Origin of the sequence: Roseiarcus sp., assembly GCF_052145395.1 — a bacterium.
Classification (GTDB): Bacteria; Pseudomonadota; Alphaproteobacteria; order Rhizobiales; family Beijerinckiaceae; genus Roseiarcus.
Genome location: NZ_JBKQOT010000232.1, coordinates 1 through 11,484, shown reverse-complemented (window position 1 = coordinate 11,484; position 11,484 = coordinate 1). Strand labels below are relative to the sequence as shown.

The following is an 11,484-nucleotide window of genomic DNA, read 5'->3' as shown; positions in this document are numbered from 1 at the left end:
TGTTCCTCGACGAGGCGACCGCCTCGCTCGACGAGGTGAGCGAGGCCGATCTCTACCGCGCCATCGCCGAGACGCTGCCGAAGACGACGCTCGTGTCGATCGGCCACCGCTCGACGCTCAACGCCTTCCACAAGCGCCGCATCGCTTTCGAGCCGCACGGCGACGCGCCGGCGACGGTGGAGGCGGTCTCGTGACCGCCCCGGCGCACAGGCCCGGCGCCCCGCCGTGAGACCCCAACCTGACCGCAACCCCTTGAGAAGATTGACGCGCCGATTCGAGATCCGACCGGCGTCGCCGCTAACGCGTTGAAATCGTTGGTGTTCGGTCAGAAAACGGCGGTCGTGACGCGAGGCGGCCGGGCGCCCGGCCTCCCCCGCCCCGCAGGCCCCGACTTCACAGCGACCGAGCGAGCCTTGCCGTGCCGCGCGGGCCCTTGATCACCAGGTCGCCGTTGACCAGGTCCCAGGTCGGGCTGCCGATCAGGGTCGACAAAAAGCCGATCTCGATCTGCATGACGTCTTTGGGACATTGCTTCTTGGTCAGGGCGAACGGACCGACCATCAGGTGCTGGTCCTTGACCGGATAGAGGGTCGCCGACCACGAGTTGCAGCCGGTGAAGCCGGAGCCGCGCAGGCTCCCGTCGATCTTAAGGCTGGCGTCCAGCCCCGACGGCACAGGCTTGCCGTTGAGCTCCTTCAGCGACCAGGTCTGGTCGAGCGGGAAGTTCTTCTGCAGCGGCGGCAGCGGCTTCGGCGTCTTGTCTTCTTCGTCCTGCGGCCCGGACGGCGGCCCGGCCAAAGCCGGAACGGCCATTGTCAGAGCGGCGGCGGCGAGAGCGGCGGCCAACAGAGACTTTAGCATGCGTTTCATAACCCTCGGAATCGGAGGCCCCGGCCTCCCTGGTTCGGCGCTATATCGAGCGGCCTTCAGCCGCCAATCCGCGCCATGGCCGATGAGATTGTGTTTTTTGTGGCAGCCTCTGCGGCCCTTGAAAAATAAGGGATCCGACCCATCTCAAACATGCGGGGTCCATGACGGAACCGCAAGCGGCGAGCGCAGCCGATCGGGGCGCTTTCCGCCATATCGCTCAATGAGGATGTGTCCCATGCTGAACTATGATCTTTCCCCGTTCTATCGTTCCACCGTTGGATTCGACCGCCTGCTGTCGATGCTCGACAAGGCCGTCGGCGCCGAGCAGAACGCTCCGACCTATCCGCCCTACAACATCGAGCGAACCGGCGAGAACGCGTATCGGATTACGCTCGCCGTCGCCGGCTTCGGCGAGAAGGAGCTTTCGGTCGAAAGCCGTGAGAACACCCTGACCGTGCGCGGCTCGAAGGAGACCAGCGCCAAGGACGAGAAGCGCGACATGCTCTACCAGGGCATCGCCGCCCGCGCGTTCGAGCGCCGGTTCCAGCTCGCCGACCACGTCGTCGTGACCGGCGCGACCAGCGAGAACGGACTCCTGCACATCGACCTCGTCCGCGAAGTGCCCGAGGCCCAGAAGCCTCGGACCATCGCGATCAACGTCGGCAATTCCGCCAAGACGATCGAGGCCGCGCCCGAGAAGCAGGCCGCGTAACCTTAAGCTGACGAAGCCCTTCGAGGGGCGTCCGGAACGGCGCCCCTTTTTCTTTGCCTATCGCGCGCCGGAGAGGGCCGCGAGCCGGTCGATTTCGCTCGGCGCGGTCTCGAACGACGTCACCAGGCGGATGAGCGTCTCGCCCTCGCGCGGCGCGCGCTCCGCGGCGAGCGAGCGCGTGCTCCATTCGTAGAACTTGGCGCCGGCCTCCCGCCAGGCGGCGAGCGTGGCGTCGGGGACGACCAGGAACACCTCGTTCGCTTGCGTCGGCCAGGCGATGCGAACGCCCGGCGCCGCGCACAGGCGCTCGCTCAGCCGCGTCGCGGCGGCGTTGGCGCGCTCCGCCAGCCGCAGCCACAGGCCGTCTGTCAGGTACGCTTCCATCTGCGCGCCGAGGAAGCGACCCTTCGACAGCGTGTGGCCGCCGCGCTTGCGCAGGTAGGGGAAGTTCGCCGCGAGGCTCTCGTCGAAGAACACCACCGCCTCGCAGGCGAGCGCGCCGTTCTTGGTCGCCCCGAACGACTGGGCGTCGATCCCGGCGCGCCAGGTCAGGTCGGCCGGCGAAACGCCGCTGGAGAGGAGCGCATTGGCGAAGCGCGCCCCGTCCATATGGGTCCGAACGCCCGCCGCGCGCGCGATCGCGCAAAGCTCCAAAATTTCGTCCCGGCCGTAGATCGTCCCGGCCTCGGTCGCCTGCGACAGCGACAGCGCGCCCGGCTGCGCCGATTTGACGAGCCCGCGGGGAAAACGCGTCAGGGTTTCGCGAAAGGCATCGGGCGTGAGCTTGCCCCCTTCCCCCGCGACGCCGACGAGCTTGGCGCCGCCAGCGAAGAATTCCGGCGCGCCGCACTCGTCGTCGTGGATATGCGCCTCCTCGTGGCAGAACACCGCCTCCCACGGCCGGATGAGCGCAGAGAGCGCCAGCGCGTTTGCGCCGGTCCCGGTCGCGACGAGGAAGGCTTCGACCTTCGTTTCGAAAACCTCGCTCAACATCGCCGTCGCCCGGGCGCTGTAATCGTCCGCGCCATAGGCCGGCGCGTTGACCCGCGACGACGCCGCAATCGCTTCGAGAATTTCCGGCGCGACGCCCGCGCCGTTGTCGCTGGCAAAGTTCATGGCAATCCCTTCGATCCCAAGCGATCACGTTGCCGCAATTTTCGGCGCCCTGGCAATCCGACCGCGCCGCTCCCGCCGCCGCCCGAAAAATCGCCTAACTCCCGCTTGTGTCGCCGGCGCATTTCTGGCAAGGTCCAGAATTAGGACAGTTTTGCTGACCATTTTGCGCGTCCGAGGCGAAGGCCTCGCCGCGACCGGATCTCAGGGGCCAAAGCGTTGTCGTATCGAACGACGAAAGCGGATAGAAGCAAATCCGACGCGTAACGCCTCCCGGCTGCGCGCGGCGCAGCCCTCGATGTCCACGGAACGCCTTCAAAATTTGGAATGACAGTTGCATAGAACTGGCGACTGTGCCCCCGGGAGCAGAACAATGAACGCCACATTCTCTGAGACGCCCTCCGAGAACCGCACGGCTTCGTGCGACCTCCGCGTCGGCGCCGACCCCTTCGCTCCCCGCGCTCACGGCCTCTATGACCCGGCCAAGGAACACGATTCCTGCGGCGTCGGCTTCGTTGCCGACATGAAGAACCGGAAGTCGCACGCCATCCTCGAGAAGGGCCTTCAGATCCTGGTCAACCTCGACCACCGCGGCGCGGTAGGGGCCGATCCGACCTTGGGCGACGGTTGCGGCGTCCTGACCCAGATCCCGCACGGCTTTTTCGCGGCGGAATGCGAAAAGCTCGGCTTTACGCTACCCGAGCCGGGCCATTACGCCATCGGCCAATTCTTCATGCCGCGCGACGCCGCGGCGCGCGAGACCGTTTTCGAGACCGTGAACAAGGCCGCGGCTGGGGAAGGCCAGACCGTGCTCGGCTGGCGCGACGTGCCGGTCGACAGCTCCGTCCTCGGCGAGCGCGTCAAGGCGGTCGAGCCGGTGATGCGACAGATCTTCATCGGCCGCTCCCCCACCCTCGCCACGGAAGACGATTTCGAGCGCCGCCTCTTGATCATCCGCAAGGTCGTGTCGAACCGGCTCTACGGCGTCAAGGACCCGAAGCTCGCAGAATATTATCCGGTTTCGCTGTCGTGCCGCACGATCAATTACAAGGGCATGGTGCTCGTTCATCAGCTCGCGCCCTACTATCGCGACCTTCAGGATCCGCGCTACGAGACGGCGCTGGCGCTGGTGCATCAGCGTTTCGCCACCAACACCTTCCCGTCCTGGCGCCTGGCGCATCCTTATCGGATGGTGGCGCACAACGGCGAGATCAATACGCTGCGCGGCAACCTCAACTGGATGGCGGCGCGCCAGGCCAGCGTCGACTCCGATCTGTTCGGCAACGACATCCAGAAGCTGTGGCCGATCTCCTACGAAGGCCAGTCGGACACCGCCTGCTTCGACAATGCGCTCGAGTTCCTCCTGCGCGGCGGCTATTCGCTCAGCCACGCGATGATGATGCTGATCCCGGAAGCCTGGGCGGGCAATCCGCTCATGGACGAGGAGCGGCGGGCGTTTTACGAGTATCACGCTGCGCTCATGGAGCCGTGGGACGGCCCGGCGGCGGTCGCCTTCACCGACGGCCGCCAGATCGGCGCGACGCTCGACCGCAATGGCCTGAGGCCGGCGCGCTACTATGTGACCGACGACGACCTGGTCGTGCTTGCCTCGGAGATGGGCGTCCTCCCGGTTCCCGAGGAGAAGATCGTCGCCAAGTGGCGTTTGCAGCCCGGCAAGATGCTGCTCGTCGACCTCGTCGAGCACCGCATCGTCTCGGACGCCGAGATCAAGCAGACGCTGTCGCGCGCGCATCCTTACGCCGAGTGGCTGAAGAAGACGCAGATCGTGCTCGAGGACCTGAGCGCCGTCGAGCCGCGCGCCGCGCGCACCGACGTCTCTCTGCTCGACCGCCAGCAGGCGTTCGGCTACTCGCAGGAGGACCTGTCGTTCCTGCTTTCTCCGATGGCCACGACCGGCCAGGAGGCCGTCGGCTCGATGGGAACCGACACGCCCATTTCCGCGCTGTCGTCGAAGTCGAAGCTGCTCTACACCTATTTCAAGCAGAACTTCGCGCAGGTGACGAACCCTCCGATCGACCCGATCCGCGAGGAGCTCGTGATGAGCCTCGTCTCCTTCATCGGGCCGCGGCCGAACCTGCTCGACCTCGAAGGAACGGCGCGCCACAAGCGCCTCGAAGTCAGGCAGCCGATCCTGACCAACGAGGACCTCGAGAAGATCCGGTGCATCGGCCACCTCGAGGATTCCTTCGACACCAAGACGCTCGACATCACCTACACGGTGCAGCGCGGCGCCGAGGGCATGCGCGGGGCGTTGAACCGGCTCTGCGAACGCGCGGAAGCCGCGGTGCACGGCCGCTACAACATCATCATTCTCTCCGACCGGATGGCGGGGCCGGACCGGATTCCGATCCCGGCGCTTCTGGCGACGGCGGCCGTCCACCATCACCTGATCCGCAAGGGGCTGCGCACCTCCGTCGGCCTCGTGGTCGAGACGGGCGAGGCGCGCGAGATTCATCATTTCGCGTGTCTCGCCGGCTACGGCGCCGAGGCGATCAACCCCTATCTCGCCTTCGAAACGCTGACGGCGATGGCCAAGGACCTGCCGGAGCCGATCAGCGGCTACGAGGTGGTGAAGCGCTTCATCAAGTCGGTCGACAAGGGCCTGCTCAAGGTGATGTCCAAGATGGGCATCTCGACCTACCAGTCCTACTGCGGCGCGCAGATCTTCGACGCGGTCGGCCTGTCGCAAGCCTTTGTCGACGAGTTCTTCTTCGGCACCGCGACGAGGATCGAGGGCGCGGGCCTCAACGAGATCGCCGAGGAGACCGTCCGCCGCCATGCGGACGCGTTCGGCGCCTCCCCGGTCCTTCGCACGTCGCTCGAAGTCGGCGGCGAATACGCCTACCGGGTGCGCGGCGAAGCGCACAACTGGACGCCCGAAACGGTGTCGCTGTTGCAGCACGCTGTGCGCGGCAACGCGCGCGACCGCTATGACGCGTTCGTCAAGACGCTCAACGACCAGAACGCCCAGCTCCTGACCATCCGCGGGCTCTTCCGGATCAAGGCGGCCGAGGAGGATGGACGGCGGGCCGTTCCGCTCGAGGAGGTCGAACCGGCCGCCGAGATCGTCAAGCGGTTTGCAACCGGCGCGATGTCGTTCGGCTCGATCTCGCGCGAGGCGCACACCACGCTCGCGATCGCAATGAACCGCATCGGCGGCAAGTCGAACACGGGCGAGGGCGGCGAGGAGCCCGACCGCTTCAAGCGGCTGGCGAACGGCGACTCGATGCGCAGCGCGATCAAGCAGGTCGCGTCGGGCCGGTTCGGCGTCACGGCGGAATATCTCGCCAATTCCGACATGATGCAGATCAAGATGGCGCAGGGGGCCAAGCCCGGCGAAGGCGGTCAGCTGCCCGGCCACAAGGTCGACGCGGTGATCGCCAAGGTCCGCCATTCGACCCAGGGCGTCGGCCTCATCTCCCCGCCCCCGCACCACGACATTTATTCGATCGAGGACCTGAAGCAGCTCGTTTACGATCTCAAGAACGTGAATCCGGACGCGGACGTCTCGGTGAAGCTCGTGTCCGAGGTCGGGGTCGGCACGGTCGCGGCGGGCGTCGCCAAGTGCAAGGCCGATCACGTCACGATCTCGGGCTTCGAGGGCGGCACCGGCGCTTCGCCGCTGACCTCGATCAAGCACGCGGGCAGCCCTTGGGAGATCGGCCTCGCCGAGACTCACCAGACGCTCGTCATGAACGGCCTGCGCTCGCGCATCGCGGTGCAGGTCGACGGCGGCGTTCGCACCGGACGCGACGTCATTGTCGGCGCCCTGCTCGGCGCCGACGAATTCGGCTTCGCGACCGCGCCGCTGATCGCCGCCGGCTGCATCATGATGCGCAAGTGCCACCTCAACACCTGTCCGGTCGGCGTCGCGACCCAGGACCCTGTGCTGCGCAAGCGCTTCGTCGGCAAGCCCGAGCACGTGATCAACTACTTCTTCTTCGTCGCCGAAGAGGTGCGTCAGCTGATGGCCTCGCTCGGCTACCGCAAGTTCGACGAGATGATCGGCCAGCGGCAGATGCTCGATAAGGCCGAGCTGGTCGCCCACGCCAAGGCGCAGGGCCTCGACTTCTCGAAGCTGTTCTTGAAGCCGAACCCGTGGCCGGGCGATACGGTCTATCGCAGCATGGATCAGGACCACGAGATCGACCGCGTCCTCGACCGGCGCCTCATCGCTGAAACCGCGGACGCCATCGAGCGCGGCAAGCATGTCCGGCTCGACCTCGCCATCCGCAACTCGGACCGGTCGACCGGCGCCATGCTCTCGGGTCAGATCGCCAAGCGCTACGGTCATGCGGGCCTTCGTGACGAGGCGATCCACGTCAAGTTCAAGGGCACGGCCGGCCAGAGCTTCGGGGCCTTCCTCGCCAAGGGGGTGACGCTCGAACTCGAAGGCGAAGCCAACGACTACGTCGGCAAGGGCCTGTCGGGCGGACGCGTCGTGGTCTACCCGCCTCAGGAAGCCACGAAGATCGTCCCCGAGGAGTCGATCATCGTCGGCAACACCGTGCTTTACGGCGCGATTTCCGGCGAGTGCTATTTCCGCGGCGTGGCGGGCGAGCGCTTCGCCGTGCGCAACTCCGGCGCGGTCGCGGTCGTCGAGGGAGTCGGCGACCACGGCTGCGAGTACATGACGGGCGGCGTCGTCGTCGTCATCGGCTCGACCGGCCGCAATTTCGCGGCCGGCATGTCGGGCGGCATCGCCTATGTGCTCGACGAGGACGGGACCTTCGCCCAGCGCTGCAACCTTTCGATGGTCGAGCTCGAGCCCGTCGCCGCCGAAGAGGAGGTGATGCTCCGTCACCTGCACTCCGGAGGTGATCTCGCGGGGCACGGCCGGGTGGACGTGATGAGCGACATGAGCCGGTTCGACGGCGAACGCCTGCATCAGCTCATCGCCAATCACGCCCGGGCCACGGGATCGTCGCGCGCGCGGCACATCCTGGAGAACTGGGGCGGCTATTTGCCGAAGTTCCGTAAGGTGATGCCGGTCGAATACCGGCGCGCGCTTGCGGAGCTTGCGGCGCAAAACGGACACGCGCTGCTCGCGGCGGGCGAATAGGGCGTGGCGTGGGTCAGCCAGACCCACGGGAAGAGTTGGTACGGTCGGGGCCGAGGACTGGTGGACCGCGCGAGGCGTGTCGCCGGTTCGCCGCCCTACCCCTGCGGGATGGGGGGAAGGAAGAGGCATGGGCAAGGTGACGGGTTTTCTCGAAATCGATCGTGCGGATCGGCGCTACGCGCCCGCCTCCGACCGCATCCGCCATTACCGCGAGTTCATCCTCCCCTTGAGCGAGGAGGCGACCCGCAACCAGGCGGCGCGCTGCATGAATTGCGGCATTCCCTATTGTCACAACGGCTGCCCGGTCAACAACCAGATCCCCGACTGGAACGACCTCGCCTATCGCGGCGACTGGGCGGAGGCCGCGCGCAATCTTCTGTCGACCAACAACTTCCCAGAATTCACCGGCCGCGTGTGCCCCGCGCCCTGCGAGGCGTCCTGCACGCTCAACATCCAGGACACGCCGGTGACGATCAAGACGATCGAATGCGCCATCATCGACCGCGCCTTCGCGGAAGGGTGGGTCAAGCCGGAGCCGCCGGCGCAAAAATCCGGCAAGTCGGTCGCCGTCGTCGGGTCCGGGCCCGCGGGCCTCGCCTGCGCCCAGCAACTCGCGCGAGCAGGCCACGATGTTCATGTCTATGAAAAGAACGCAAAGGCGGGCGGACTGCTTCGCTACGGCATTCCGGACTTCAAGCTCGAGAAGCGCCACGTCGACCGGCGCATCGAACAGATGGAGGCCGAGGGCGTCACATTCCATGCCAATGCTCATGTCGGCCAGACCGTCAGCGCGAAGGAGCTGATCGAGCGCCATGACGCGATCGCGCTCGCGGGCGGGGCCGAGGCCTCGCGCGACCTTCCCATTCCGGGCCGGGACCTCGCCGGCGTGCATTTCGCGATGGATTTTCTGCCGCAGCAGAATCGGCGCGTCTCGGGAGAGCCGCTGACCAGCAATCAGCCGATCTTGGCGGGCGGCAAGTCCGTCGTCGTGATCGGCGGCGGCGACACGGGCTCCGACTGCATCGGCACCTCGATCCGGCAGGGCGCGCTCAAGGTGACCCAGCTCGAAATTTTGCCGATGCCGCCCAAGAACGAGGACAAGATGCTGACGTGGCCGAACTGGCCGCTGAAGCTGAGAACCTCGTCCAGCCACGAGGAAGGCGCCGAGCGCGAATTCGCCGTGACGACCACCGCCTTCGAGGGCGAGAACGGCGCCGTGACGGGCTTGAAGTGCATGCGCGTCGACGACAAGCTGAAGCCGGTCCCGGGCACGGAGTTTTCCATCAAGGCCGATCTCGTCCTCTTGGCGATGGGCTTCGTCTCGCCGGTCCAGGAAGGCCTCATCGCCGAGCTCGGCGTCGCGCTCGACAAGCGCGGCAATGTCGCGGCCGACACGGTCGGCTATGCGACGTCGCTGCCAAAAGTGTTCGCGTGCGGCGACATGCGCCGGGGCCAGTCCCTCGTCGTCTGGGCGATCCGCGAAGGCCGCCAATGCGCCGCCGCGATCGACGAGGCGCTGATGGGCGCAACGGTTCTGCCGCGGTAACGGGGTCGCGCCGACCCCTGCCGCCCGACCTCATCGGTCGCCTGCGGCCGGTCCCGCCCCAAAGGAAAGCGGCAGATCGGCTAAGGATCGCTTCCCTCAGCGCTTGCGCAGCGAACAAATTATGGGCAACTGTCCATGCTGTCTCCAGCATGGATGGCCCGGCGCGACGTTCGGGCGCACTTCGAAGGCGAGCATGACGAGCGTTCGGCAGAGCCCATGAGTGATGAGGCGCGTGTCGTCCTTGTCTGGGACGTTCCCATCCGTCTGGTCCACTGGCTGATTGCGACGCTGGTGGCGGCGGCGTATGCGACGTGGCGGCTGAACTGGATGGTTTGGCACGGACGGATCGGCGACGCCTTGCTCGCTTTGCTGCTGTTCCGGCTGCTGTGGGGCTTCTTTGGCGGCGAGACCGCGCGATTTTCCCGCTTTCTCACGCCTCCGCAGGCGGCCGTTCAGCATCTCAGATACGTGCTTCTCCGAGAGCCCGACCGCCAAGTGGGGCATAACCCGGCGGGCGGTTGGATGGCGCTGTTTCTGCTCGCGCTGCTTCTCGCCGAGACGCTGTCCGGACTTTACGTCGCCAACGATATCGCCGATGTCGGACCGTTGACCGCGATGATCCCCGCAGGCGTCGCCGACGCAATCGAAGCCTCGCACGCGATCGTCTGGGAGGTGCTGTTAGCGGCGATCCTCCTCCATGTGCTGGCGATCTTCGGCTATGCGGCGGTCAAGGGACAAAACCTGCTGCTGCCGATGATCACCGGGACGAAGGTTCTGCCGGAAAGCGTGCCCGCGCCGCGCATCGCGAGCCCGACGAGGGCAGCCGTCCTTTTTGCCGGCAGCGCCGCGGCTGCGGTCATTCTCGCCAATCTCATGTAGTTCCGATCAGCCTTTGGGAGGAATCACTTGCCCGCGGATTTCGCCCGCCGGATAGGACTTGGTGTGCACGTTTATATACCATACGCCTGAGGAGAATTGTTGGGCCTGTTCAGGAGTGAGCGTGGCGCTGCCGGTTATCGGGTTTGCGGGAGGACTCCCCTGCACGGAGAGCCAGATCAAAGCCGGCCCATTCTCGCCTTGCTTGGCTGGACCATGGAAATGAGCCATCGTGGTCGGGCTCGACAGTCCGCTATAGGGGATCTTCCAAGTGACGACCCGGGTTGCCGGGTCATAGGTCAGGTCGGCCGTTCCCGCGCCCCCTGTGTCGACCGGCGGCACGCATTGCGCCCCGGAGAGCGAAACCTGAAACGAAACGGGCGCCGCCTGGATGACCGACGGCCCGGCGAAACCGAGAACGATTGCAAAAGGAATGACGACTCGCTGAAATTTGGCGCCGCTCATCTTTTCCTCCTTCAGGCGTGGCCCAAATGGGATCGCTTTGGGCCATTGTAGCTTCATAATCGCACAATTTTATCTCAAATCGACAGCCCTTTACTGGCTGGCTGAGTATGTGATGATGCCAACGAGCCGGAAAGGGAGACGCGTGCGGTCCGACGTCGCTTTGGCAAGGGTCTGCGCGATTTTTGTGGCCTCTTCCGGCTGACTGCGCGGCAGCCCGTCAATGAGCCGGAATTGGCAAGAGAAAGGTGGCTAAAGGTCGATGCCCAATGTGTCGATCCGCGCACGGCTGATCTTCCTTTCGGTCCTGCTGCTTGCGATCCTCGTCGTCTCCTCCGCGCTTCTGATCCGGGAGCTTGCGCGGGACTCCCGGAGCCTTGCCGAGGAGGCGACGCTGGTCTCGGTTGTCAGGAGCGCCAATTCGGCCAGCAAGCACTTTGGCGATTTGAAGTATTGGGTGATCGACTCGGCGGTCACCCAGCTTGCTCGCTCTCAGCAGGCGGCGGCGGCGGCCAAGGCGGGGCTCGACTCCGATCTGACGGCGATCTCCGCAGTCGATCCCGCGGTCGTCGCCGCCATCGAACGCGAAGTCGACGCCATGGCCGATCTGGCGAGGCAGGCCGGCGTCGCCTACTCGAGCGACGATAGCGCCGCCGGCAACGCCCTGCTGGAACAGACCAAGAGCCACATTCTCGATATCGATGACGCGATCGACAAGATCGTGGACCGGGTCGAGCAGCAGGCCGTGGCCCGGCGCGACGCGTCGACGCTCCAGGCCGAGCTCGCCGTCAAGCTCGCGATCGTCGGCGGAATCGGCGCGCT

General features: G+C 66.0%; 7 protein-coding genes and 2 pseudogenes. 6 read left to right on the top strand and 3 right to left on the bottom strand.

The features are described 5' to 3' along the window. Positions 1–194: pseudogene (locus ACLP25_RS07865) on the top strand (ABC transporter ATP-binding protein/permease); the annotation flags it as partial. Between the two features lie 199 nt (positions 195–393). Here the strand turns inward: ACLP25_RS07865 and ACLP25_RS07860 are convergent. Next, positions 394–861 carry an META domain-containing protein gene (locus ACLP25_RS07860; protein WP_442468657.1) on the bottom strand — a complete coding sequence of 156 codons (468 nt, stop codon included), beginning with the start codon at positions 859–861 and terminating at the stop codon, positions 394–396. 244 nt (positions 862–1,105) lie between these two features. On the opposite strand from ACLP25_RS07860, the gene ACLP25_RS07855 reads away from it, so the two are divergent. Continuing rightward, positions 1,106–1,582, top strand: a complete 477-nt coding sequence (locus ACLP25_RS07855; RefSeq protein ID WP_442468656.1) for an Hsp20 family protein — start codon at positions 1,106–1,108, stop codon at positions 1,580–1,582. 57 nt (positions 1,583–1,639) lie between these two features. Here the strand turns inward: ACLP25_RS07855 and ACLP25_RS07850 are convergent, their stop codons facing one another. Next, on the bottom strand, positions 1,640–2,698 hold the full coding sequence (locus tag ACLP25_RS07850) for a threonine aldolase family protein (protein WP_442468655.1): 1,059 nt from the start codon (positions 2,696–2,698) through the stop codon (positions 1,640–1,642). Between the two features lie 370 nt (positions 2,699–3,068). On the opposite strand from ACLP25_RS07850, the gene gltB reads away from it, so the two are divergent. The 3 genes from gltB to ACLP25_RS07835 all read left to right on the top strand — a co-directional run bounded on the left by gltB (position 3,069) and on the right by ACLP25_RS07835 (position 10,203). Continuing rightward, positions 3,069–7,778: a glutamate synthase large subunit gene (gene gltB, locus ACLP25_RS07845; RefSeq protein WP_442468654.1), complete on the top strand. Its 4,710-nt coding sequence runs from the start codon at positions 3,069–3,071 to the stop codon at positions 7,776–7,778. Between the two features lie 127 nt (positions 7,779–7,905). Further along, positions 7,906–9,324, top strand: a complete 1,419-nt coding sequence (locus ACLP25_RS07840; RefSeq protein ID WP_442468653.1) for a glutamate synthase subunit beta — start codon at positions 7,906–7,908, stop codon at positions 9,322–9,324. Positions 9,325–9,540: 216 nt separating this feature from the next. Continuing rightward, complete coding sequence (locus ACLP25_RS07835) at positions 9,541–10,203, top strand: cytochrome b/b6 domain-containing protein (protein ID WP_442468652.1); 663 nt, start codon at positions 9,541–9,543, stop codon at positions 10,201–10,203. A 6-nt stretch (positions 10,204–10,209) separates the two neighbouring features. Here the strand turns inward: ACLP25_RS07835 and ACLP25_RS07830 are convergent, their stop codons facing one another. Beyond that, positions 10,210–10,665 (bottom strand): CHRD domain-containing protein, encoded by a 456-nt coding sequence (locus ACLP25_RS07830; protein WP_442468651.1) that lies wholly within the window; start codon positions 10,663–10,665, stop codon positions 10,210–10,212. A 259-nt stretch (positions 10,666–10,924) separates the two neighbouring features. Here ACLP25_RS07830 and ACLP25_RS07825 point away from each other — a divergent pair. Beyond that, a pseudogene (locus tag ACLP25_RS07825) lies at positions 10,925–11,484 on the top strand (hypothetical protein); the annotation flags it as partial.